We start from the raw sequence: 26,246 nt of genomic DNA, 5'->3' as shown, positions 1-26,246 counted from the left end.
CGAGCCAGAAACCTAACGAAACTTTGAAAACCTGACTTATCCGTCTGGTCAAAGTCCGCAAAGTCAGCGGCAGGGTTGGAACCCTCTGGAGCGCCTCATGCTCAAACAGAGCACCGAGCGAACAGAACCGGCCCGCACAAGCGCATCTCCTGCACACAGGTGCTCCGCGGAACCGAAGCCTATATCTGCAGTTTGCAGGGAGGCGCGCCGCAGCACGCCTCCCTGCACTTCACCCAAGGTCAGAGACTCGTCATGATCCAGCCGAAGTCCTCCTTCGTCGGTTCACGGAGATCCCGGATCACGCCGTCCTTCCGGGCGGGGAAGCCTTCGAGGAGTGCTTCGTCCGCCTGATCGTCCTCCGCCGCATCTGGCCGCAGTCTCAGGAAGAGCCAGCTGCCAAGAGGCGTCGTGAGGTCTTCGAGGAGGAAGCGCCACGGTCCGATGCGGTCCGTGTCGGCGTACTCGAGGTTTCTCGCAGTGAAGCTAAGCCGCGGCAGCGCCGATGGGTCGAGCTCTGCTGCGTCAAGGTTCAGCCACTCCGAGAGATCCGGCACGAGGCCGATCGGCTCTGCATGCTCCACGGCACCAGCCTTGTGGACGTCGCTCGTGAAGCCGCTCCGCCCGTAGACTCGGCCTTCCCATCCGGCGAACGCGTAGAGCGTGTCGGCCGAATGCATCGGACCCGCAACCACATCGCCGCGCGCATTGAAGACCACGAGCGTATGGGCCGAATCTGCTTCGCCCACACGGACGACGCCGCGCTCGGTCTGGTCGAGCCGGTAGACGTCTACTTCGCCCAAAGTGGAGCGCACGGGCCCTTCAATCACAACGTCGCCCGAACCGGCGTAGACCGTCACGATGCTGCCTGAGAGCCCGCCGGAGAAGACGACGCCTTGAGGCGCACCCTTAGGCGCATTCTTCTCGAGCGCAGTGACGATGGCCAGACGCCCGTCGGCCGAGAGATCGCTGCCCTGCACTGCAGCGGCATTCACCGCCACTTCACCCGAAGCCGAAACACCGTTGGTGAAGATGACCGCACCTCGTTCGCCCTGCACGCGCAGGTCACCCGAGACGGTGCCATTCTTCGATGCGTTGACAGCGAGCTCGGTTGTGCGGCCGGTCGACCCAAAGACGACGTCACCCGCAGACTCGATTTCAGCCTTCGTGAAGGCGTTGCCGCCCTCACCGGATGTTCCGCCTTCGCGGGCATCGAGCTTCACGAAACCGCCCGAAGACTGAGCTTCAAGGCTCGAGCCGCGCACGCCCGCGTTGCCCGACACCTCCCGCTGCAGGATGCTGCCCGCCGCTTTGAGCGTGACCTTCGCTTTGTTCTCCGCCTTTGTCTCGTCGCCCACCGTGACAGCACCCGTAAAGGTAATGCCGCCAGATGCCGCGCCGATCCCGACGGAGTCGTCCGCCGTTACGAGGACGTCGCCCGTGAAGGCAACCTCGCCCGAAGCGTCGATCTTAGCCGTCGATCCGCCGCGCACTGTCGTGCGGTCGGCGAGCGTAAAGTCCTTCGACGAGAACTTCACGTTCTGGCCGGAAGCCTGGACGCCTTCCTCGACATGCAGATCCTCCTTCACCGAAATTGAAAGCGCGCTGCCTGCCGTCAAGACGGACTCTGCCGCGATACGGTCGCCCGTGAGGTGATTCGCTTCAACGGTGAGGTCCTTCTTGGTCTCGAGCGCAACAGTGCCTTCGCCGAAGTTGACCGCATCGCCGGCGCGGATCGACATGCCCTCGGCCTTCACGTTCTTTTCTGGCGTGAAGACGTCGTCGAGCCGGGCGTCTTTGCCCGCAATCACAGTCATGTCGCCGATGAAGCCGTCCGAGGTCTTGGCGGTGATCGTGCTCCCTTCAAGGTGCACGGTGCCCGTCGTTGCCTCGAAGTAGGCCTTGCCGCCCACACCGTTCTCGTCCTCGGTGATCTCGAGCTGAAGGTTGCGGGAGTTGATGTCGCCGCCCGCGGAAATGCGCAGAATTTCCTCAACCGAGAGCTCCATGTCCTCCATGCCGATCGACCCATGGGCCTCCATTTCAAGGAAATCGCCCTTGAGGCCAGTGGCGCCGGCGAGCGTCAGGTCGCCGCCCGTGCTCTTGAAGCCAAGGCCGCCGTCCTGAATCTTGAAGCCTGCCGTTTCGACGTTGAGGTCGCCTTCAGAGCGCGCGAAGAAGTCGCCCTTATCGGCCTTGACGTCGGCTCCCGTCAAGGTGACGGGACCCTTGGAGGACTTGAAGGTAACGACGCCTTCGTAGTCGCCGCGGTTACCCTCGTTGTAGCCATTGCCCGTCACGTCGACCTTGATGCGAGAGCCTTCAACCCCTGCGTCGCCTTCGGCGCGGAGCGACCCGCCCGAGACATTGGCGTCAGTGAGCGTCAGCAGACCGTTCGATCGGAACGATGATGCTTCCTTAACTGCAACCTCAAGCCGCAAAGCGTCGAGAGCACCGCCTGCAGTGGCCGAAAGCGACTTCGCCGTTACTCTTGCAACAGTGTCGCCTGACGGCGCGAGCTTCAGATTCTGACCGGCCGTCAGTGTGGCCGCACCCACTGCGGAGATGTTTACACATGAGGCGTCGATGTCAGCAGCTTCAGCTGTGAGCGTGATACCGCCCTTAGTCGCCTTAATCTCCGCTTCTTTGACCGACAGATCACCAGTCTTCGCAGTTGCCGTGAGGGTACCTGCGGTGAGCTCGGCATTGTCAAGCATCACAGAGTCGCCCGCTTCAACCGAGGCTTGATCAGCAACGGTCGCCCTGAAGCCGGAGGCATCAACGCTGCCCGTATTGGCCGTCATCGTGAGCGAATTGGACGTCACCTTGGCGCCAGTTGCAGTGATCGACCGCTGCGCCGTGAGTTTTGCGGCGCCGGAAATATCAAGCTCCGCCGACTTCATAGACAGATCACCCAAGTTCGCAGTTGCCGTGAGAGCACCTGCGGTGAGTACGGCCTTGTCAAGCGTCACGGAGTCACCAGCCTCAACCGTAGCCTGATTGGTGATGGCCGTCGTGAGACCGGAGGCCTCAACTTTGCCCATCTCAGCCTTCATCGCGAGCGAATTGGACGTCACGTTGGCGTCAGTTGCAGTGATCGACTGCTTAGCCGTTAGTTCAACCTTGTCTTTAGCCTCAACCTTGTCTTTAGCCGTCAGTTTGGCACTGGAGGCGTCGATATCGGCAGCTTCAGCCGTGAGCGTGAGGGTACCTTCAGTCGCATCGATGGCAGCTCCGCGTGCGGAAAGCCCCTGCGCGGCAACTGCGTTCACTGTACCGCCCGAGATAACTGCACTGTCAAGCACCAGATTTCCACCGGCCGTGAGCGCGGCCGCTCCCGTAATCGTGCCCTCCAGCCCAGTTCCGGTGAGGTTCTGCGCCGCAGTGATCGCGAGCGAAGCGGCCTTAACGGTGGAATTCGAGACCTCAACATTTTCCTTTGCCGTGACCGTAACCTCCTTGGCTGCCGAGAGCGTAGCGTCCTTCGCGACGACCCCTGCGAGACCGTCGAGCTCAACCTTGCCCGCTGTGGACTTAACCGTCGCATTGGCGAGGTCAAGCGTCTCTTCAGACGAGATCTTCACGTCGTCCGCGGCTTCAATCGAGGAGCCGCCCGATAGCGCAATGCCGCCGCCCACAGCGGTGATGAGTGTCCCCGCGCCAGCTTGGGTCTGGAGCCCTGCCGCATCGATGCCGCCGCCCGTGGCGCCGATTTCGATCCGGCCGCCAGCACTGAGGTTGCCCTGAGTCGCGGTGACAGATTTACCATGGAGCGATGCATCGCCTGCAGCCTCAACAACGCCGCCCGTGAACTTCAGCTCGCCCGCCTTTGCGTCAAGCTTCACGCCGCCCTTGGAGCGGACGGTCGAGTTGTCAGCAAGCTCGATCCCGGCCTCTTCCGACGTCACGGCGAGGTCCTTATTCTCACCCGTCGACTCCAAATTGCCCGTAAGCGTGATCTGCTTCACGGCGTCGAGCTCAACTGAATCGCCCTTCACGGCGCCGACTTTTAAGCCGCCCTCGGAGTCAATGTCCACCACACCCGAAGCGTTGATGCCGTTGATCGCGAGTTCTCCCGATTCACCCATGCCGTGCAGCCGCACGTTGCCCACGGACTCGGAGAAGTTCACCGTTGAGGCGGTGCCTACCCGCAGCGCATTGTCTTCGGTACCGAAGTCGCCGAGCACTTCGAAGTTGAGCGTCTGCCCTTGGATGTAGCCGAGCTCAGCGAAGTCGTCGTAGTCGTCTCCGAGCTTGTCGCCCGAGTACGCGTAGAGGTTGTTGGCCTTTAGCGAGACATCCTTGTCGCCCGCGAGCGAATAGAGCGTCATGTCGCCAAGCGCCCCGTTCGCATCAACGGCCTCAATGAAGATGTCGCCGCCCGCATTGACGGCGGCCCACTTTGCCGGATCCGAGTGGATCTTTAGGTAGGCGTCCGCAGCGCCGATGCCGCCCGTGCCGCCGCGCAGCGTCACGGTATTGCCGCTCACAAGCCCGGAACCCTCTGCCGCCGAAATGCCGCCGCGCGAGGTAACGCGCACGTCGCCCTTCTCGGAAACGATTTCCTTGACGGCAAGCCCTGAGCCTTCAGGCGACTCCAGGAAGATGTTGTCGCGGGCATTCACGGTGAGTTTCCCCGACGCATCGATGGTGACGGGGATCTTGAGCGTGACGGAAACCTCTCCGTCCTTGCTCGAGAAGTCACCGATGTCGGCACGAGAAAGGGCTTTGAGGAGCGCGAGGCGCTTCGTCTCGTCCTCGTCTGAGAGACGTCCGGTGACGGTCTCACCCACTTCGCCCACCGAACCCGCGTTCGCCGCGTTGATCACGACGTTCTTGCCCCGGACGTTCGTTGCGCGCGCGGTCGTGGTCGATGAGCCTTCCGAATTAATGATCGTGTCGGCGATCGAGTAGAGCAGGTCGTTCTCGGTCCAGCCGTAGTTCTCGCGGCTCGCGACAAGCTTGCCGAGACTCGAGGTGTCGTCCTGCTCCATGGCCAAGACGGCCGCTTCAGCGCTCGCGAACTCCCCGTATATCGCCTGCAGGTCTGTGTAGTCCTGTTGCTGAGCATCCGTGAGCTCACCGCCCTTTTCTTTGAAGGCCTTGTAGCTCTCCATCCGGGCGTAGGCCTGCGTGATGCGGTTCTTTTCAGCCTCGACGTCCGCCTTCCAGAGCGTGTCACCCGTGCTCGAGCCATCCGCATTGATGAGGCCCGCACGTTTCCACGCCTCGAGGCGCTTTTCATCGGAGACATCCGACGCATCCGCAGCGCCCGAAGCGTCGTAGACCGATCCGTTTTCCACTGTGAGAACCACGTCACCCGACTTCGATTCAATGAAGCCGAGACCGAGGTCGCCTTGAGAGGCCGTCACTTCAACGTCCTTCAGGGCGGAAATATTGACAGCATGGGTGCCTGCGGCTTCGAGCTGCCTGAGGTCGTTCACCTTCACGCCGCCCTCGACGCTCGAGAGCGTCACGTCCTTGCCCTGCGCCTTCGCTGCCTGGAGGTCGCCGCGCACGGCCACGCTGAGGGTCGAGCCGGCGAGCAGTCCGTCCGAAGAAACAGTGCGGCCCGCACCGAGGTTCGTGCCGTCGATGTGGATGTTCGCAGCCTCCGCTCCGAGCTTAAGTTCGCCCGAGCCGCCTTTGAGCGCGATTGGACGGAGCGAAGAACCAATGTCGCCCTTCGCGGTCAGATTAATCGTGTCTGCGCCGTTAAGCGACGCTCCGGCGCTCTCCGCACGAATGTCGCCGCCCGCATTCAGTTTGATGGTGCCGCCCTGCGCGGTAATCGAGTTACCGAGGTGGATCGACCGGTTCGAGGTGATGTCCACGGTGTTCGAGCCCTTGAGGAAGCCGACCGAGACATCCTTGTCAGCCTTCACGGTGTAGGTCACCATGCGCTTTGAAGTCGTGTCGCGTGTGATCGTGTAGCTCGTCCATTTGTGGCAGCCGAGGAACCCCGTCTTCCATTTCTTCTTCGTCACCTGGTAGCCCGTGTCGGTCTGAGCGAGTACGTCCATCCAGGCGTAGAAGTTGGCGTCCTGATCGCCGCCCTTGTTGGGGCGCGTCAGCTGGTCGGTGATCGTCGCCCCCTGATAGAGATCGCCGGACTTTGTAACCGTCGTCTTTTCGGTTTCAAAAGCGTCCTTTAGCTTGTCGTCGGCGCCGCCCCACCATTTCGCCATGTATTCGTAGTACTGCGTCTCAGTCGAGCCCGAAACCGTCCCCTCGGTCCAGACATAGAGGAGTCCGTCCTTGGGCGAATAGTTCTGGATGCCGTTCTTGACTGTTTCCTTCCCTATCGCTTGGCCGTTGTGATCCACCAGATATTCGGTGGTCTTCCCGTCCTGCCAGCGCGTGACTTTGGCGCCCGTACCCTTTTTGCTGTCGCTCCAGAAGAGGTCGGTGAACTGCACGACGCCCTTTGAGCTTCCGGTATCGATGCGGCCGGTGAGAACGTCGTGATTGCCGGCATTAAACCGCACGTCAGCCGATCCGTCCGACGCAAAGATCTTGCCGCCGCCCGTACTGGCAATCTTGCCCGTGATGAAGATGCTCCCGCCTTCGGGGAGGACGTCGTCCATGACGATCCGATCCTTCACCGGGTCATACCAGGCGGCGACGAGGAGCTTGTAGGAGCCGTCGTCCGTCTTCACAGCTTCTTCGGCCTGCAGTCGATAGGCGGAGCTCTTCACATCGATGTTGGTGGGGCTCCCCGCCCGACGCCAAGCCTCGCGGATCTCAGAGATCTTCGCCTCAAGCACGGTTTCGTTGATCGTGAGCTCATAGGTGTCGTAGCCCGACTGTACGGTGCCGTTGAGGTTGATGAGGTCGCCCGAGATAATGATGGCGCCGCCCGCCACCCATCGGCCGCCCGAAGGTGCTTGGGCATTGGAGGAGACGGAGGTCGTGCTGGGGTCTTTCGAAGAATCGTAGTTATCCTTGCTGCTGATTTGGCCGATCTCGGTCTGCCACGCGTTCCCCGGAACATCGCCGCCGATGTTCGTGAGACCCGATGTGTAGGACTGCATGATCGAACCCTTTGCCGTCAAGGTGAGGGTGCCGGACGCTCCCACGTCGCCGAGGGACACCAGGTCGCCGTCCTTTGCCGAGATGCTTACGTCAGCCGCGTTGTTGCGGATTTCGCCCGTGAGAACCAAGTTCGTGGAAGGCGTCACCGTCTCTTCAAACGGCTTCCCTGATTCGTCCTTCGCGTGTTTCACGATGTAGGAGCCCGTTTTGGCCTCCGACTCGATGCTGATCACCGGATCGGCCGTGTTGTCACTCGAGCGAACGTTCCCTTGGAAGCCCGCCTCTTTGAGCGCACTTGCGTCGGCCGCAACGCCGTTGAGTTCAATTTCGCCGCCCTTGGCCTGAATCACGATGTCGCCCACCTTGAGCGAGGCGTTGGACTCATTTTTGATCCACACGCCTTCGGCTGCGTTGGCGGAAATAGTCCCCGACCCCGTCACTTCGGCGGCGTTGAGCTTGATGCTGCCGCCTGAGACGGTAATGACGTTCACAGCGACGTAGAGTTCTTCACTCTTCTCAATCGGCACGAAGGTACGCTGCGTAACCGTTTTGCCGTCTTCCGTAAACTCGAGCGTCACCCATTCGCCAAGCCCCTTTTGTTCCATAAGGGCGGCAAGCGCCTCGAATTCGGCCTGATAGCCGACGATGGCTTCTGTCGTCGCGCCCGTATATTCTCGGAGGATCTTCTCGAGCTCCGCGTAGCGCTCCCAGTACACGTTGCCTTCGGATTCGGAAACCGGACCGGAGATGCTGCTGAGAATGCTCTCTTTCGCCTCTTCGGTGCCCGCCTCAACCTTGACAGTGGGCTTGTTCTGCGAGCCGGCGATTTCTGCATCGCTCCCCTCGGGGTTGAGCAGCCCCGAGATCACGATGTCAGCCTTGGTATTGACGCCTGCGTCGATCGAACCCGTGACGTTGATGCGGCCCGTCTCTTCGACGGCAGCATCCTTCTTGCCGCTTCCCTTGACGGCGAGCGTCGACTTGTCGTCGGCTTTGAGCTGTCCCCAGTAGTGCGAAAGCGAGTCGCCCGTGATCATGTAGTCGCCCGAATCGCCCGTAACCGCCGTATTGGTGGTCGAGACAACCTTGCCCGCGACGTCTACGATGCCCGAAAGCTTTGTCTTCGCATTGAGGTCGGCACTGATGCCCGAGAGGAACGCGTAGGAGAAGGACTCCGCGCGGTTCTGCATCTCGAGCTTCGACTGCGTGCCGTCCGCAGCCGCGCCGGCATTGAGGAGCACCTCACCGCCCGAGCGGATTTCGGCGCCCGACTTGAGGCTGACGGTGTTTGTGCGCTCCACCGTGACCTTGGCGTTCGAATTCGCGTTGGCAAGCGCTGAACCCTCAATGCGGGTGAGCGCCTCGTGCTCGAGCTGGTCCTCACCCGTGGCGGCAAGCGCCACAACGCCTTCGGTAGACTGCGTGCGCAGGACCGCCCCCGATTCGACCGAAACGGTGTTGGCGTTCTTCACTGAACTCTCAACTGTGGCGCCCAATGCGTTGAAGGCGCCCGCGGTGCGCGCGAGCACGCGCACATCCGCATCACCCGTGCTCTTCGCCTCGGCCGTGATCGAGTCGCCGGCAAAGAGCGATGCATTCTTGCCTACCGACACGTCGGCAGAACGCTCGACCGTGTTTGTAAACTTTATGCCGCCGCCGGCAATCGCGCCGTAGACCTCAGACTTCACGAGATGGTCGCCCGAGGCGGCGCCGAGCGTCCAGGCGTTGAGCGCGCCAAGCCGCAGATCACCGCCAGCAGAAAGCGCGGCGCCGTCCGTCACCCGTACGGCCGTCGAACCTTCCATGGTGTTCGTCCCCACGGCGCCCGAAAGCGCGGCAAGGCCGCCCTTGGTATTGTCGGCCGTCATGAGAAGGTCGGAATTGGACGCGGCCTCAAAGCTCATGTCTCCGGCGGTCGTGAAGCTTCCCGCAACCGTCAGTGCGGCGCTCGAAATGTCCTCATGAGTGGTACGCACCGCATCGTTGCCATCTGCGTTGATGAGGGCGCCCCCAGCGGATTCACCGAGAATCTTCGCGCTTTCGGCATTTTCTACCGCAGCGTCAAGCGACCCGAACGTCGTCGCGCTGCCCTTAAGGGTCATTTCGGACTCGAGTCCGTGCACCACCGTGAGGTCGTTGCTGCCTGCTGCCAGAATGCCGCCCGCCGCGACGGCGTCGGCCGAGGCGTCGTAGAGCCCGTAGCCGCCCGTGCGGAGTTGGGCTGCTGTGCCGGCGATCTTCTCTTCAGCCGCCCGGAACGCAGTGCCGTCCACGCTGAGAGAAGCCTTCGCCGTGTTGCTCAGATTCACCGTATTGAAGTTAAGGCCTGCAACGGCCGCGCCGCCATAGCCTTCAACGCGGCCCGTGAGGCGCAGCGCATCGGACTCTTTGTCCGTCTTTTCGCCAGCCAAAGCCGAGAGCTTCACTTCGTCGCTCTTAAGCTCACCGCCCGTAACGACAAGCGTCGCCTCGCCCGATTCTTCCGCCGTCGCCTGGACGACGCCCGCGGAGACACCCAAAGCGCCGCCCGCAGCGTAGGACTTGACGCTGAGTTCGGGGTGAAGGTTCACCGCCGTCTCAAAAGAGGCGCCGGATGCTGAGACGTTCGTGAGCGTTGCCTGTGCCTTGCCGCTGTCGCTGATCTCCGTGACGGCGCCCGCACCCGCCACCGCGCCGCCGTAGCCAGCCGTTGCTTCTGCTTGGAGGCGCTGCGCACGGTCGACGGTCGCCTTGACGTCACCAACGAAGTTCGAGTTTTCGAGCTTCACGACGACGGAAGAGGCATCCTTGATCTTCGCGATCTGCGCGCCGACGGCCACTGCGCCTGCGGCAACGCCGAAGGCATCGGCCGTTACGGACGAGTCGTTCTTCGCCGTGATGTGAACCGACTCGCCCTTGACATTAGCCTGATTCTCAACAACAGCAGTCACGCCGCCCGAGACTTGCTCTCGAACGTAGGAGGCGTTGCCGCCCACTAAGCCCGCAGATCCCTGATGGACCTTGAGACTGTCGTCAGCTCCGGCGCTTGCCGTAATCTCCGCGGTCTTGGCATTGATCCCGCCGCCGCTCATCGTGACGGAGGCACCCATCACGCGGTCAACGGTGACCACCGACGCGCCGATGCCGACGGCGCCCGCCGTGCCGAGTCCGAGTTCAGCATCAATGCCTGAACCCGCCTTGGCATCTTCTTTCGCAGCAAGGGTGACCGAGTTTGAGCCCTCGAAGGTCGAATTGACCGACATCACGCCCGTGCCCTTGACAAGATCCGACTTGGCTTCGGTTTCGGCCTTCACTTCGCCCTCAGAGGCGCCGCCCGCGGCGCCCGTTGTCAGCTCCTTCTTTGAGAGTGCGCCGTAGTCGCCCTTAAATTTTTCAAGTGTCGCGGAAGTACCCGCGTCGCCCTCGCCCAAGAGTTCCGCATAGCTCCCCGTCCCGCCCACGCGGGTCGAGAAGACGTTGGCGGCAAGCCCTGCGGCAAGCGAAGCAGAAGCCGAGACGAGGGTCGACTTGGCTTTTCGGTCGGCAAGAGCCTCGACTTTGACGTCCGTGCCCTTAAGGGCAGCATTCTTCACCATCGTGCCGACGTTTCCCGCCATGGTGTTCACCGCCACGGTCGCGCCGGCAGCGACGTATTTAGCCCCGGCTGCAGAGACGGCGACGAGTTCTATCGAGTCGTCGTTCTTCGCCGAGAGCGTCACCTGGTTCGTGCCGTCACCCAATTGGGCATCATCCACGACAACGAGCGTTTCGCCCGCCGTCTCGTTGATGTAGACAGTTCCGGCTACAGCACCGGCGCCCGACGCAGCCGCGGCGCCGCCGTACTCGTTCCAGTCGAGCGTGCGTCCCGCTTCAATCGAGACCGCGCCCGCGGGCTTGACGGCGCTGCCGCCATCAACCACAGACTTCACAACCACGTCTGCCGTATTGATCGCAACCGTCGCGGCGCCGGCCAAAGCGCCCGCGCCGGCAGCCGACACGCCGAGATTGGTGATTCGCCCGAGGTAGTCTGCTTTCTGCGTATAAGCGCCGCCCGCGACCGTTGAGTTCTCCAGGGCGGTCACGACCGAGGACTTCTGGTTCGCGATGGCCACGACCGCATCAACCGCAATGGCGCCTGCGCCGCCCGCGGCGATTGTGAGATTCGAAACGCCTTCCTTCGCTTCAGCGCTGAGCGTCGTTGCCGCGGCGGACGTGAGCGAAGAGTTTTCGACCGCCGCACGAGTCGCGTGCGCCGCATCGGTCTGCGTCACCGACCCATTGGCGCTTATCCCCCCGGCGCCGCCCGCTGTGACGAGTACGCTCGAGAAGTTCGCGTAGTCACCCGCCTCGACGGCGAGCTTGCCGGCGGATTCAAGCGTGGAACTGGAGACGCCCGCTTCGGTCCTGCCCGCATGCGTGACGATCGAGGCCGTCCCTGCGGCCTGCGCGCTCCCCGCGCCGCCGCCGTTGATCGTAAGCGTCTTATAGGTCGTCGCAGAAGTCGCCGCAACCGCAATGCCGTCCACCGTCTCTTCGGTGCGCTTGTCTTCAAGGCTCGTTTGGACATTGAGCGCATCCTGCTCAACAATCGCGTTGTTGATATGCGTGTCGTCTACGCCCGACTTCATTGTGAGCGTCCCGGTACCCGTTCCGGTTTCCTTGACGGAAGAGCCGCTCACCGTCGCCGTGGTTGCCCCCGAGCGTTCGCTCATCGCGACGGATAGCCCGAGGGCAATCGTCCCGGCGCCCACACCCTGACCGGCATAGGTGCCGATCACATCGTCGGATTCAGCGTGCACCGCGACAGCATCTGCCGCTTGCAGGATCGAATCTGTCAGCGCAGCCGACGTGTCGCCCGTGATCGTGTTGAAGGCCGTGGAGCCTGCAGCCGCGATCGTGCCCGCGCCCGCGCCGCCCACGCCGATCGTGTCGATATCATTGGCCGAGTGGGCTGCGACGTTTAGCGAACTCACGCCCGCCTTCAGGTCGTGTGCACCCGCTGCGACGTCCACGTCGATGGTATTGACGGCAACGCCGGCCCCAAGGGCCGCAGCCTGACTCCCCGCCGCTACGAGAGCCAGATTGTCAATATCGGCGCGGCTCTCGGCGCGCACGACGACGTCGCCCGCACCTTCAATGGTCTCATCGGCTTCATTCGCTTTATTGTTTGTTTTCAGCCCCGTGAGGTCTGCCGCAACCGTGCGTTCCACGACATTCTTCGCCGCGGCTCCCGAGAGTCCCACCGAACCGCCCGCACCCACGGCGAGCGTGAGGGTAGAGACGTGATCCTGAGCTTCGGCCGACACGCCAATATCCGTCTTCTCTTCAGAGGCGAGAAGCGTGAGTCCGTTCACGTCCGCCTTGGTTGATCCGCGGCTCGAGGCGAAGGCAAGTCCTGCGCCCGCGGCGGCGCCCGGCTTCACTGCGGCCGAGACGGCGCCCGAGAGCGTCCAGAGTTCGGAATCGTCACGCGCTTGAGCGTCAAAATGCCCAAGCCCGTCGAGCGTCACCGCGTCGACGTCGATCTGCGCATTTCCGACGGCGCGGTTCACCGCGACGCTCGCACCCAGTGCTACGTTCGAAGCGACGGTCGCCGCGGCGGCGGCAGTCCAAATTTCGGACTTGTTCTCGGCGAGGAGTCCGAGGGCGCCCGGCACTGTCGAGCCGTTACCCGCAGAGGCGCCCTTAAAGCTCGAAATCGTCGAATTGTTGAGTGTCGTCAGGGCATTGTTCTCAACTTCAGCCACCACGACAGCGGCCCCAAAGCCGCCCCCGCCCGCTGAAACCTGCGCGCTCACGTTGCCCGCGACGTTCACGGTCTTGGCATTCGTCTGTGCGGCGAGCACTGCACGGACCGCATCGCCCTTCATCGCACCGGCCGTAAGGGTGAGTTTTTCGGCCGAAGCCTGAGCCGTCTGCTTCACGTCTGAGACGATCACCGAGCCGGAAGCCGCGAAGTTGCCGGAGGTGCCCGCGGCGCCCGCGGCGACAGCAACCGTCACGACGTCGCTTTGTGCCTTTTCGCTAAAAAGCCCCGAGCCGTCGTGCGTCACCGTGAGGCCCTTCGACGAAGCGCCGAAGGTGTTTTCAAAGTTCGTAACCACAACGCCGGCACCGCCCGCGCCGCCCGAGGAACCGCCCGTTGCCGCAACGGAAAGCGCCGCGGAGACCTGCGTCATGCCCGAACCAGCCAGGAAGCCGGAGCGGAGGTCGCGGTAATTTTTGCCTGAGTTGTCCTTGGCGATCTGAACGTCATCGAGAAGAGAGCGGTTCAAAAGCTCATCCTCTTCCACGAGTCCCGTGCGGCCCTTTGCGCGTTCGGCGTAGGCATGCGCTTCCTCGCCCTCGCCCGTACCGGCATCGCGTGCGGTGATCGTGAAAGATCCGTCCTTCGCGAGCGAAGCTTGCGACTCCTCAACCGTCGCGTTCACGCGGTTGGTGATGTCCGCCGAGATGATCGAGCCATTTAATGCCACACCCGAACCGCTGCCCACGGCGGCCTGCACGCCAACCGCGGTATTGACTTGCGTGAGCGAAGCGAGCGCCTTCACGTCAACAGACTTCGCGTTTGTGAAGCTCGCGCCCTTGAGCGTCGAGGCGACGGTGTTGTCGATGTCCGCCACGGCCACGGCAGCGCCCGCGGCGCCGGAGAAGCCGCCCGAACCGGCGGCGACGCCGACGGTGGTGCCGCCCGTCACCTGAACTTCGCCCGTCCAGGCGGTCTGCGCGTATTCAAATTCGCCTGATGTGTTTCCGACGGACAAACCTTCAACATCCGCACGGACGGTGTTTTCGATGAGGTTCACCGAGACGCCCGCGTCGATCGCGCCGGCAGGGCCGTTCGAGGTCGAGACGGCAACGCCGAGCCCCTGGGCAACGGTCGTGCCGTTGACGAGCGAATAAACGCCCATGTCCTCAACTTTCTCCGAGAGCGACACATTCTTGAGGGTCAGGCGGTTTTCCGCATTGTTTTGGTTCACGGCCGCAGTGCCGCCGATTCCGACCGACGTACCCGATCCGCCCTTCGAGACAGAAACGGCTGCGCCGCCCGCAAAGGCGCCGACCCACTTGTTCGTCACCGACTCGACGGCCGTCTTTTGGGCGTCGAGCGTAATCTTTCCAGCCGAAGCGCCTTCAATGTGAAGGACATTCGATTCGGCCACATCGTTCCAGGCGAAGGATCCTGCCGCAGAGATCTGGAAGCTCGATCCGGCAGCCTGAACGCCTGAGGTGACGCTGTCGGCGGAGGCAATGCCTGACGATCGTTCCCCAGTCTCCAGTCCAGAGTAGCTCCCGTCGCCACCAGCAGCATCGCCGCCGGCCTGAGCCGCCGCCTCACCTGCGCCCTTCGTAACTGCGCCCTGCAGAGCGCCACCTTCGGCAAGACCAGACGCGGCGCCCTTGAGCGCCTCTGAGCGCGTCTGTTCCCCAAGAGCACTGAGATCGCCCGCCCTATCGGGCTTCTTGGTGTTGGCAGAGCCGGACCCGGAAACGCCTGCCTGACCGGCGAGTCCGACGGCATTGAGGTTGAGACCGCTTTCAGCCGTGAGGGCGAGTGTACCGTCCGCTTTGAGCGCACCCGCGCCGTAGTCCCGAATACTCGACGTCCCGTCAAGGTCCTTCATTTCGAGCGTATTGCCGAAAGACCCGAGATTCACTGCGACGCCCGCCCCCACGGCGTTTGCCGCCCCCTGCGCGCTCTTCACAAAGGAGAGTGCACCAGCAGCAGTCTGCACCGAATCGTCTCGCAGAGCCTTCATCGTAAGGTCGCCCGACCGTGCTTCAATCCGTGCCTCGTCGTCAATGGCGATGCGGTTCTTTGCATCAGCTTCCGTGACGGCCGCCATGCCCGACGCTGAAAGCGTGCCCGTGTTGTAGCCCGCGGACGCGGCGATGGTGACGCCGTCCAATTCATCGTTCGCGGTGAGGTCCGTCTTTGTGCCGGAAAGCGCTGCGCCCTCCTTCACGAGAATGAGATTGTCGGTGCCGAGCTCGTGATAGACCACCGAAGCGCCGAGGGACGTACCCTTGTCGATGGTCGGAAGCGGCACGCCCAAGAAGTCGTCGAGCTGCCCGCTCATAGCGATGCTTTCATTGCGGCTCGTCGCCGTAAGCCCAAGGGCTTCGGCCGACTCGAGGGCCGCCCCTGCGCCCACTTCAACTGTGCTCTTCGTCGTCTGATCGAGTACCGCGAGCGAGCCCGCGACGGAGAAGGGATTATCGGCCTGCGCCTCGTTCGTCTTACCGGCTGCCGAAACAAAGGCGTTGGTGTAGCTTGCCGGATTGAGGAAATCGAGAACGCTCATGCCGAAGTCGATGAGGTCCGGTGCGGTTTCCGCACCTTCACCCGCGAGCGACATGAGGGCCTTCAAGGTGCTGGAGAATTCTTCAAAGGCGGTCTGGAGCTGAGTGATGCCGGTCGTAAAATTCTCCGCTTGGCCCACCGCATCGAAGGCTTCGACCATCTTGTCCTTGGCAGCCCTGAAGGCGGCGAGCTTGTCCTTATAGCCTTCTGCGGAGAAATGATCCGCGTAGGCGTTGAAGCAGTCAATGAGCTCCTTTTTAAGGAACTTGAACCGGTCCTTGTTGATCAGCGCTTCGGAGGAAAGCGTGAGGTCGCCTGAGCTCTTCGTCGTGATCGAGGCGCCCTCGCCCACTGTCACGCTTGCGAGCGAGGAGGCACCGTCACCCGCTTCATTGATGAGAATCGCGAGCGCACCCTGCTTGTCTTTCCCTGCGTTAGCCGTCTCCTTGTCGATAACCTGCTTTGTCACCGCCTCGTAGTGGTGGTCAGCGAGGTCAGACTTCGCTTCAACGGTGAACTTTCCTGTTGACTGAAGCTGCACCTTCGGTGCGATCGTCACCGTCGCCGACTGGGCGTTCTTCACGTAGGCGGCCGCACCGCCGAACTGGAGCTTCTGGATCGTGGCGCTCCCGTCCGCGGAAGTGCCGAACACGCCGGCGAGCGATTCAGCCACCTTGCTCAAGGCAAGGTTCGACCCGAAATCCTGGAGCTTCATCTGGAAGCCGTAGTCGCCCACGGTGGTCTTTGCCCCGACCTTGAGGGTTTCCGTCTCGTTCGTCGCACGTACGTCTGCCGTCCCCGAGGTCGTGAAGCCCGCGCCGAGATTCGTTTGGACCGAAGCGTTGAACTTCGTGATGTTCACCGCGAGGGCGATGTTGCCCGTGGGCGGCGTATTTGTTTCTGCGTCCGTCTCAACGCGGTTCGTCTGCTTGGCCTCCGCGGTCACCTTGGAGGGTCCCTGAGCACGCGTGTCGGCCGCGCCAATCTTTGCGCCGTCGGCAACGGAAACGGTTGTCCCTGCATCCAGGTCCGCATAGATGAAGCTCGCCTGCGGCGCCTTCGTCGCCGAAATAGCCGCCTTCACGCTGGCATCCACTTTAAGGTCGCCCGCTGCGGCGAGCTTGAGTTCGCCGTCGGTTGCAAGCGCCCCCTTGATCTCCACGGCACTCATGTTCTTCACGCGCATCGCTGCGGCAGAGACCACCGGGATCGATTCGGCCTCGCCCCAATTGAGGAAGTTCTTAAACCCGGACTGGTCGCCCACCTGGAGGTCGGAGTGCGCCTCGCTCTCAAGGGTGAGCCCCTTCACACCGGTCACTTCGGCCTTTTCGCCTACCGTAACCCGCGCGTCGACCGACATATCCACATATTCGATCGTGCCCGTATCAATCGGCACAAATCCGCTCTGGATCGTCTCGAGCGCCTTCCCGATGAAACTCTTCGAATGGTCAACAATATTGAAGGCTCGAGCCTCAGCAGTCAGTTTTCCTTCGGCGCGCACGGTGCCTAAGAGTTCGACGGAAGCCGAAACATCACGGCCTTCGCCGTCACTTGACTTGAAGAGAATCGGGTCGCCCGCACGGGGATTTACAGCGCCGTTGCCGGCATAGGCCTTCGTCGTGAGGTTGCCCGCAGCCTTGACGACCGCTCCTTCCTCAACCACCACGCTCGCGGAAACCGCTGTTCCCTTGCCGTCCGTCTTCTCTGCGGACTCCGGAGCCTGCGTTCCAGCGTCTGCCACAAGATCGCCTGCCGCGCGTGCGAAAAGAAGTACGTCGCCCGTTTTGGGATCGGTCTTGAAAGCGAGGTCCTTTGCGAGGTTGGCCGAAGTGGTCACCTTTCCGTCTTTGCCGCGGATATTGACGAGGTCCTGGAAGTTGGTTACGCCCGTTGTGAGACGCGCGCCCGAAGTGATTTGGACGCTCCCTGCGAGCAGTGCTAGGCTGTTGCCCGCGTTGATGTTGCCCTTGACGGTGATCACGCCCGCGGGATTGATCGGCACGCCGTCACCCGTGCGGAGGTTTTGGAGAAAGGCGTCATTGAAGGTCGTCGGCTTGTCACCGTTGGCGAGGTTCGACCACGTGTCGAACTGTTTCTGCGTCGTGATCGTCGTCGTGAGGCTGCCGGCGTTGATGACGCCCGTCGTTCCCACCACCATGCCGACCGGAGAGACGAAATAGAGGTCGCCGCCGATCTTATTGTTCTTCACGGCGTTCACGACGCCGTTAATCTCGATCTGTGCATTGACGAGGTTGAGGAGCTGCTGGCCGCGGTCGAACTGCAGATTCGCAATCTGTTCCGCATTCACCGTGAACTCTTTGAACTTGTTGATGCCGGTCTTGCCGTCGTTGACGAACTTGGAAGTCGTGACGTTGAAGACCTTGCCCGCTTGGTCCGCCTTCACGGTGGTACTGTCCCATCCGCTCACGATGCCCGCGGCCGAGACACTCCCGGCAGCCAGAGCCGAAAGGAGGAGTGCCGAAAGGCCCTTTTGGACCGTTGAGCGCACTTTGCCCTTGCCAAAGGCGGTCTTCGTTTCATCCGTCGCAACAAACTGTCCGCGGGCCTTGTTCCAGAGTACCTTGAAGATCGCGTTCATACATCACCTCAATCAATTCTTCGTCCGGGCGTTCCTGCGCCCGTCGTCCGCGGCCCTGTGCGTCACCAGGACGCCGTCACCGCCAAGTCGAAGCGCGCCTTGTCCGCGCGCTCGCCTGCACCGAGATTTCTAATGAGCGGGAAGCCCGCCGTTGCCGTCACTGAGGCGCCCTTCCAAAGGGGCCAGGTTGCGCCGAGCCCCGTGGAAGCGAGTTCGCGCCGGCTGTAGGAGGAAGTCCCTGCAAGCCGCCCCGCATCGAGGAAGGCAAAGAGCGCCGTGCGGGGACCCGCAGGCGCCCAGGAGGCCTCAAAGTTCACGTAGGCGCCCGCCTCGGCCGAGAGCACGTCGTTGTCATAACCGCGCACGCCGCTCGTGTGGCCGAGATAAAAGTACTGCGACGAGGAGAGTGGATCGCCGTCGATGACCGCCTGCCAGGCGCCCGAAACGGAAACCCGCCAGTCGGGCGCGGCCTGCACCCGCCAGAAGGCGCTTCCCGTAAGAATGTTCTGTTCCCAGCGCTCCTCGAAGGTGCGCTCCTTCACGCGGCCATGCCCGACGGCAGTCGTGAAGTAAAAGACCGACTGGCTGCCGAAGACAATCGCCTCGACGCCCGCCCGGGCGGTATCGATCTCCACGTCGTTGATCGTCACTGCAAAGAAGTCTGTTTCGCTCTTTTGTCGCGACCATTCTCCCCAGAGGGTCCACTTCTGCTGTGGGGTGACGTAAACCGGGTGCTCTAGCCGCAAGGCATAGTATTCAGAGTCCCCTTCAACGTCGCCCGCGGCGGAGGGCCCCGCAATCACGTCCACACTGCCGATCGAGACGCTCGCCGTGAGGCGCGTGCCCATCGAATTGAGCGGCATCCCGTAGCTCGCGTAGACGCTTCGGCTCCCTTCGCTTACGAGGCCGAGGAGCGTCGCCGCATCGCGCCGCCCGAAGACGCTCCGATTCGTGATCGAAACGCCTGCCCGGGGACGCCCTGTCGAGCGGGGACCCAGCGTGTCGGCGAAGAAGGACGCGCTCCAGTTGGGCGGCTCCGTCGTGCGGATTTCATAGTCCGTGGTGCCAGGCACCTCACCAGCGCGAATGTCCACCGACAGTTCGACGTCGTTGGTCATGTTGAAGCGTACAAGCGCATCGCTCATCTCGCGGTAGTTCGCGACTTCACCCTGCTTGAGTTCGAAGGCGCCGAGGATGTAGCCCGCGCTCGTATGTTCGGCGCCCGAAACCGTCGTGCGCCCCGTGCGCCCTTCGACGAGCGTTACCAACAGTCGGCCGCCCCGGATGCGCTGAGGCGCAAGACGTGCTTCACAGACGACGTAGCCCTTTTCTCGGTAAAGGGCGTTCACCGCCTCGAGCATTGCCTTCAGATCCGCTATCGCGACGTCGCGTCCCACGAAAGGCGCGGTCACGCGCGTGAATTCCTCGTCCGAAAGAATCGCCGATGGCGTGTGCGTCACAGCTTCGAGCCGGAAGCGGAAAGCTCCCGCGGGAACCGTCGGCTCCTGAACCGCCGGAGGAGGCGCTGCTTCACGGCGCTGCGCCTCAAGCGAATTCACCTCGCCTTCAAGCCGGCGCCATTCGACCTCGTCGCGAAGCTGCCGGAGATTGCGGCTCGCCTGGTTCTCCTGTACGGCTTCCTTGAGGGGGGGGGGGGCAGCCTGAACGGCCGGTACAGCTGCAAAAAGTGGGCCGAGAACAAACCCGGCCGTGCAGACGCAGACACCGAGCGATCGGCCTGCGGCCGCGGCCCTGAGGATGTTCCTTCTCTTCATGTCCGCTCTCCTTTTTTCATCAGAATTAGGCTTACAATGGGCTAAGAAGACCCACTAAACCATTTTAATTTATTTTGAGTATATCTCAGTATTTCGGTCAAGAATAGCCTCAGCAAACATGCAGCGTTCTTTCTGCGAAGCGTTCCTCAATCTGAGCTGTCGACGGATTTATAATGATTTTGCATAACACTTTTCGACACTTCGATTCACCTGAGCGACTAGCTGTTCTCTCTGCGCCCTAGCTGCCGCGAGTATTCCCGTAGATTGCGCCTGGTCCTTCTCGTCCTTGATGTTTTTTTGTTCTTCGTCACCGCGGGGATGTCGGCAAGACGGAATTCACATCCTGGACGAGCGAGGCTGGAGAAGTTGCCGGGCTTTCTGCGGCGCCCGAGTGCAAAACAGATGCTTTCCCCATCAGCTTTAAAAACGGCTGCAGTCGGGGTTTGGGGCATTTCTTAGGGCTCAAATACCTTTGAGCCCCTTTTTTTTGCCTTTGAATACCGACTCGAATCCCAAAAAGAAGGCCGGCGCACCCTTTTGCGATGCTCCGGCCTGTGCAGGCATTGATCGTTTTATTCGTATGGAGGACTTCAGCGCTTAAGCGGATTCAATCCCACGCCATCCTGACCGCGCTCAGGCGCCTGCTGCATGCCGCCCCCTAATTTCATCATCTTCTCAAGGTCCGTTTCGGGCTTCTCACCCACGTCATCCTTGGGAATTGCCTTGAGGCCGCCTGCCGCGAGCGTCATCTCAATTTGCTGCGTCAGCGCGTCATGGACTTCATTGCCTGCCGGGATCTGTTTTCTCAAACGGTCGAAAAGCACAGCCGCATGAGCATAGTCGCCGCGTTCAAAGGCCGCTGCCGCGCCGATCATCAAACCTTTCTGGTGCCAAGGATCGACTGCGAGCGCCTTCTCTGCCATCTCACCGGCCTTCAAAAGATCGGACGGATTAAGTGCAATGGTCAAGTCGGCGAGCTCAGCCCAGGCGTTGGCGTTTTTCGGCGCAAGCCGCACCACGTTTTCAAAGGCGATCGCCGCCTGACTTAAGTTTCCAGTCGCGTTGTACTGCTCAGCCAGGAGCTCCCACGCTTCAAGATTGTCCTTGTTGCTCTGAACGGCTTTTTCAAGCGAAGCCATCGTGCCCTGCATGTCGCGCTCAGACTTCGCCGCCTGCGCAGCCAAGCGAACCTGTTCGACAGCACGCTCATCAAGCGCGGAAAAGTCGCCGTACCAAAGATAAGCACCCACCGCTGTCGCCGGAATCATCACAGCAACCGCCGCTGTCGTAATGAGCGACGTGCGGGCATTGTCCGCGTCCTTACGCACCTGCGACGGATCGGCGGAATCCTTCGTTTCCTCAGTCTCCTCGAGTACGCGAAGCGCAAGCTCTTCCTCTCGCTCTGCAAATGCAGCTTGCGTCAGACGGCCGGCCGCTTGCTGTTCAACAAGATGGGCATACTCTTCGCGAAGTCCCGCAAGATTATCTGCCGTGCGCGCTTCTTCAGCACGACCGCCCTTGGAGTGACCGAGCAGCGCCCAAGCAAAGGCACCCACAACGCCCGCCGTCAGGACGAGCGCAAAAATGCAGAAGATCACTTCGTATTTCATTCTGATGCTCCGCGAGTTTGAACGCCATGCTTGAGCGAACTTTGCCGGGCAGCGAAGCCGCCGTCTACATATTCGACTTCACCTCTGAGGAAAGCCTTGGCGCAAGCGAGCGACTCTGCAGATGCAGCAAGCCTGCGGGCTTTCGCATCTTCTCGGCGGATGCGCACTATGCGCACCATGCCCCAGAAGGCCAGAAACACGAATGCAATCGGCCCCAGCCACAAAAGCCAGGTCTTGGCCTTAAAGGGCGGCTTAAAGAGAACATAGTCGCCGTAGCGCTCGACCATGAAAGCCACCACTTCGTCATCTGTACGGCCGGCTTTAACCTGCTCGGCCACTTCTCGGCGCAGATCCACTGCCAGCTGAGCATTCGATTCCGCAATAGTTTCGTTGGCACAAACCAGGCACCGAAGCTGAGATGCAATGTTGTGCACGCGAGGATTGGCTGCCGGATCAAACTCAGAGGGCTTAGCTTCAGCCGTTTTCAGGTTAGCAAAGGCATCGGCCGAATTTTCAACGGTTCCCAGTGAGGGCGCTGAGTCCAGGAAAGCTGCTGCCGCTTTGGATTTTTCGGTAGCCGTGACGGATCCCATGAGCGGCTCTGCCGCATAGCTTGATGCCGGGGCAGCAAGCATCGCCAAAACGCAGCATGCCGCAGCGGTGCCGGCTGCTGAAATTGCAGCGCGCTTTCCCATTTCACGCAGTTGAGGCGCTCTGGTCGAACGCGTTGCCATTGCGAGGAGTCCGCCCAGCGCCATGAAGAGCGTACCGATCCAGATGAGTGTCACAAAAGGCTTCACATAAGCGCGCACCACCCAGCCTTCCCCGTCAGGGGTAGGCGAAGCAAGCGACACGTAGATGTCTTCGGTCAGTCGATGAAGAATGGCCGCCTCCGTCATCGTCATGTTCTGCACGGCGTCGTAGTTGCGTTTTTCCGGGAAAAGCTGCTCGAATTCTTTGCCCTGATCATTGACGATCGTCAGTACGCCTTTAGCGGCCGTGTAATTGGGACCGCGGTATTCGCTCCAGCCGTCATAGCGAAGCGTAACGTCGCGCACCTGCACAGTCTGACCTGGCTGCATAGCCGCCCCTCGCTCCACCTGATAAATCCCGTTGGCAGCCGCGCCGAAAATGAGCAGCGCAAGCCCCAGATGGGCAATATGCATGCCCCACCAGGGAAGCGTCTGTCCGAACACACTGCGTTTTTGCGCACGGGCCGTACGGGCGTAGCGCACCCAGTCGGCAGCGGCGCCGAAGACAATCCAATAGGCGAGGAATGCAGCAAGCGCCATCACGGTCGACCAGGCCCCCAGAAGAACCGGCGTGAGGAGTCCCAAAACAAGCGCTAGAGCAAGCGGCAGTCCCAGCAGACGACCCATGCGGTCAATGCTTTGCGACTTCCAAGCACAGACAGCACCCACCGGCACAAGGAATGCAAGCGGCACCATCGCGCTGCCGAAGACGCTCTCAAAGTACGGCCCGCCCACGGTGATGCGGCCGCCTCCGACCGCATCCAGGAAAAGCGGATAAAGCGTGCCTAAGAGCACGATCGCCATACCGGCGACGAGGAGCAGATTGTTTCCCATGAGGAGCGATTCGCGCGACAGTCCCGAGAAGGACGCCGCCGATGCGACCGAGCCGGCCCGCCAGGCAAAAAGCAGGAAGGACACGCCGATCACAATCACGAGGAAAATAAGAATAAACATGCCTCGGGCCGGGTCTGACGCAAAAGCATGAACACTCGTCAGAACGCCCGAACGCACGAGGAACGTGCCCAAAAGAGAAAGTGAAAAAGTCAGAATGGCGAGGAAAACCGTCCAAATCTTGAAGGCTCCCCGCTTCTCGGTCACCGCGAGACTGTGCATCAATGCCGTGCCTGTCAGCCACGGCATCAGTGAAGCATTTTCCACCGGATCCCAGGCCCACCAGCCGCCCCAGCCAAGCTCGTAGTAGCTCCAGTAAGAGCCGAGGCTGATGCCGAGCGTCAGGAGCACCCATGAAGCCGTTGTCCACGGACGCATCCACCGCGCCCAAGCGACGTCCAGACGGCCGCCCAGCAGTGCCGCAACGGCAAAAGCAAAAGGAACGGCAAAGCCCACATAACCTAAGTAAAGGAGCGGCGGATGGAAGATCATCCCCGGGTCCTGCAGAAGCGGATTAAGGTCCGCACCGGCCTCGGCCGGCGGAAAGAGCCGCAGGAACGGATTCGAAGTGGTGAGGATAAAGAGGTACAGCCCGAAAGTGATGATGAAGAGCGTGCCGAGAATGCGCGCAAGCACGCGTTCAGGCAGATGACGGGCTGAAAGCGCAACTGCAAAAATCCACCACGCGAGCGTCGTCACCCAAAAGAGGATTGAGCCTTCGTGTGAACCCCACACAGCCGCGAGCTTGTAATACCACGGGAGCGCAATATTGGAGTTGCGGGCGACATTCAGAATAGAAAAATCGCTTTCGACAAAGCCCCAGGCCAGAGCGCCGATCGCAATGGTTGCCAGAACGGCAAGAACGGCAGCGGCAGCCATGCCGACGCGCATCCAGCTTCTGCTCGCTAATTCGGCGCCGGCAAGGGTCAGCACACCGCCGACGGCGCTCACCATGAGCGCCAATATAAGGGCATACTGCCCAATTTCTGCTGTCACAGGATGGTCTCCTTCTTGAGGCCGATTGAGGTGCTCTCACGAGCCTGCGGACCTTCTTTTGCTTTCGGGGTCCTTGCCGCTGCGTCCGGGCATTTGTCTTTGCGCAGCATGTACGAAAAACGCCGCCCGCTGACCACTCTCACCCGAAAACACCCAGGGAGAACGGCACGAGCGGCGTTTTCGCCGCAGAACGCGATCCAGCCAAAGGCCGGCCGCGATCTCCTGAATCAGGATTACTTGGCGTCCTTCACTTCAGCGCGCAGAACCTGTTCATGAATGAAGGCCTGAACCTTGCGCTGCAGAAGGATATGACGGAGCTCTTCCTTGCGGGCTTCATACTTCGGATAGAGTTCAGCCGGACGAACATCCTCAACCTTCACCACATGGAAACCAGCCGGGGACTGCACCGGAGCCTTATCCATTTCGCCCTTCTTGAGGCCCATGATGGCGCTCGAGAGCTGGCCGGTAAAGACCGAAGCAGAGGTCCAATCAAGAATGCCGCCGCGGTCCTTGCTTTCTTCGTCCAGAGACTTTTCAGCAGCGATTTTCGCAAAGGATGCACCCTTATTGATCTGATCGATGATCTGCTTGGCTTCGTCCTGCGTCTTCACGAGAATGTGACGGACGCGGTATTCGGTCTTGCCCCAGCGATCGCTTTCCTTCTGATATTCGTCCTTGAGTTCCTTTTCGGTAACCGGATTCTTCTTGACGTACTCATTGACGGTATGCTTCATCAGAACCATGTCGGTCATGCGTTCGATGTCATCCTTGACGGCCTGCTGCTTGTCGAGGCCTTCCTTCTTCGCGTACTGGCTCATCACCTTGTACTCGATGACCATCTGGCGCACCTGATCCTCAATCTGAGGATTCGCAATGGCGGCATGAGGATTGGGATTATTCGAGATGGCTTCCGTTGCAACGGCCTCCTGCTGTCCCTTGGTCACGAGGTCGCCATTGACCGTGAAGTCCTTGAATTCAGCCATGGCGGCGCCGGAGGCGACGACGAGAGCAAGCGCGGCGGCAATGGTGGTCTTCATCATTTTTTATGAATCCTCTTTTGTTGGGTCTATTCATGCCTGAGACGGTGCTTCAAAAACGAAAGCTCCCGTCGGTCTACGGCAATTGGATGAAGGCATTCTGCGCGGGAAAAATTTCCCGAACCTTACAGGAATGACCGTCAAGGCTATGAAATGCGCCGATTTCGGGTTCTCCCGTATATGAAAACAGCAGATGAGACGACTTTTTCTCATAAAGGCATCACCGAACACCTGCCGATACCCTCTCCCAAGCGATCTGCCGCGGTCCTTCAAACCCTCAATAACCCTGCGGCAGAAGTCTCAAGCCGTCAGGCAATACCGCAATGAACCGTCAGATCTTTCTTCAGACCGATCCCGCCGTGCATAGACTGCATTTCATCAGCACGGCGACCGCTCGATATTCGAACGTTCGACCCATATCAAAAAAGAGAGAGGAACCAACACTATGAAACGCCGCGACATCGCACTGGCAGCCGCACTGCTGCCTTTTGCCTCCATTTTTGCGGGCAGCACCGCTTTTGCCGCTGATGCCGGGAATCTCAAGAAACTCCGCGTCGGCGTCACTGCCGGCCCGGCAGCCGAAATTCTCGAACAAGTCGTGCCGCTCGCTAAAGCCAAAGGCCTCGACATTCAGATCTTTGAATTCCAAGACTACATTCAGCCAAATGCAGCCCTCGATTCGGGTGACCTTGACGCCAATATCTTTCAGACCATTCCGTTCATGGAGCAGACCATCAAAGACCGCGGCTACCACCTGAGCGTCGCCGGCAAAGGGTTCACGCTGCCGATGGCCTTCTATTCGAAGAAAGTGAAGAGTTTTGCCCAAGCGCCTAAAGGCGCCACGGTCGGCATCCCGAACGATCCGGCCATGGGCGGCCGCGCCCTTTTCCTGCTTGAAAAGGGCGGCGTTATTAAGCTGCGCAAGGGTGTGGGCTACACGCCTTCAGTGCTCGATATTGTTGAGAATCCCAAAGATCTCAAGTTCGTTGAACTCGAAGCCGCTCAGCTGCCGCATTCGCTCAATGACCTGACGATTTCGGCCGTTAACGGCAACTACGCCTATGTTGCCAACCTCAATCCCACGCGTGACGGCATTCTGGTCGAAGATGCCGACGGACCGTACGTCTGCAACATCGTCGTAAACACGAAGGATCTTGGGAAACCCTGGGTGAAGCAGCTCGTTGAAGCCTATCAGCAGCCGCAGATTGCCGCTTGGATCAAGGAAAAGTACAAGGGCATTGTCATTCCCGGATTCTGATCGCTGTAAACG

General features: G+C 61.0%; 6 protein-coding genes and 1 pseudogene. 1 reads left to right on the top strand and 6 read right to left on the bottom strand.

Annotation, left to right across the window (positions count from 1 at the left end; genetic code table 11):
- Positions 1 to 239: 239 nt before the first annotated feature.
- The 6 genes and pseudogenes from DES29_RS00395 to DES29_RS00375 all read right to left on the bottom strand — a co-directional run bounded on the left by DES29_RS00395 (position 240) and on the right by DES29_RS00375 (position 24,979).
- Positions 240 to 17,915 (bottom strand): leukotoxin LktA family filamentous adhesin, encoded by a 17,676-nt coding sequence (locus DES29_RS00395; RefSeq protein ID WP_113854273.1) that lies wholly within the window; start codon positions 17,913 to 17,915, stop codon positions 240 to 242.
- 62 nt (positions 17,916 to 17,977) lie between these two features.
- Positions 17,978 to 19,690 (bottom strand): ShlB/FhaC/HecB family hemolysin secretion/activation protein, encoded by a 1,713-nt coding sequence (locus tag DES29_RS00390; protein WP_113854272.1) that lies wholly within the window; start codon positions 19,688 to 19,690, stop codon positions 17,978 to 17,980.
- Between the two features lie 590 nt (positions 19,691 to 20,280).
- Positions 20,281 to 21,300 carry a c-type cytochrome biogenesis protein CcmI gene (gene ccmI, locus DES29_RS00385; protein ID WP_005430246.1) on the bottom strand — a complete coding sequence of 340 codons (1,020 nt, stop codon included), beginning with the start codon at positions 21,298 to 21,300 and terminating at the stop codon, positions 20,281 to 20,283.
- The gene (locus tag DES29_RS12720; protein ID WP_227058121.1) at positions 21,297 to 21,893 is read right to left on the bottom strand and encodes a cytochrome c-type biogenesis protein; all 597 of its coding nucleotides are present in this window, start codon (positions 21,891 to 21,893) and stop codon (positions 21,297 to 21,299) included. Before DES29_RS12720 ends, ccmI begins: the two co-directional genes overlap by 4 nt.
- An 84-nt stretch (positions 21,894 to 21,977) precedes the next feature.
- Positions 21,978 to 23,939: pseudogene (locus DES29_RS00380) on the bottom strand (heme lyase CcmF/NrfE family subunit); the annotation flags it as partial.
- A 233-nt stretch (positions 23,940 to 24,172) separates the two neighbouring features.
- Positions 24,173 to 24,979 (bottom strand): peptidylprolyl isomerase, encoded by an 807-nt coding sequence (locus tag DES29_RS00375; RefSeq protein WP_021994993.1) that lies wholly within the window; start codon positions 24,977 to 24,979, stop codon positions 24,173 to 24,175.
- Between the two features lie 442 nt (positions 24,980 to 25,421).
- On the opposite strand from DES29_RS00375, the gene DES29_RS00370 reads away from it, so the two are divergent.
- Positions 25,422 to 26,234 carry a MetQ/NlpA family ABC transporter substrate-binding protein gene (locus tag DES29_RS00370; protein WP_021994992.1) on the top strand — a complete coding sequence of 271 codons (813 nt, stop codon included), beginning with the start codon at positions 25,422 to 25,424 and terminating at the stop codon, positions 26,232 to 26,234.
- The last annotated feature ends 12 nt before the right edge of the window (positions 26,235 to 26,246 follow it).

The organism is Sutterella wadsworthensis (assembly GCF_003315195.1).
Classification (GTDB): Bacteria; Pseudomonadota; Gammaproteobacteria; order Burkholderiales; family Burkholderiaceae_F; genus Sutterella; species Sutterella wadsworthensis.
The sequence above is the reverse complement of the archived record's forward strand: the minus strand, read 5'-3'. Positions and strand labels throughout refer to the sequence as shown.

Excerpts from the sequence above, each read along its gene's own strand:
- DES29_RS12720 (WP_227058121.1), bottom strand. The coding sequence starts at position 21,893 with ATGGGATCCGTCACGGCTACCGAAAAATCCAAAGCGGCAGCAGCTTTC.
- DES29_RS00375 (WP_021994993.1), bottom strand. The coding sequence starts at position 24,979 with ATGATGAAGACCACCATTGCCGCCGCGCTTGCTCTCGTCGTCGCCTCC.
- DES29_RS00370 (WP_021994992.1), top strand. The coding sequence starts at position 25,422 with ATGAAACGCCGCGACATCGCACTGGCAGCCGCACTGCTGCCTTTTGCC.
- DES29_RS00390 (WP_113854272.1), bottom strand. The coding sequence starts at position 19,690 with ATGAAGAGAAGGAACATCCTCAGGGCCGCGGCCGCAGGCCGATCGCTC.
- ccmI (WP_005430246.1), bottom strand. The coding sequence starts at position 21,300 with ATGAAATACGAAGTGATCTTCTGCATTTTTGCGCTCGTCCTGACGGCG.
- DES29_RS00395 (WP_113854273.1), bottom strand. The coding sequence starts at position 17,915 with ATGAACGCGATCTTCAAGGTACTCTGGAACAAGGCCCGCGGACAGTTT.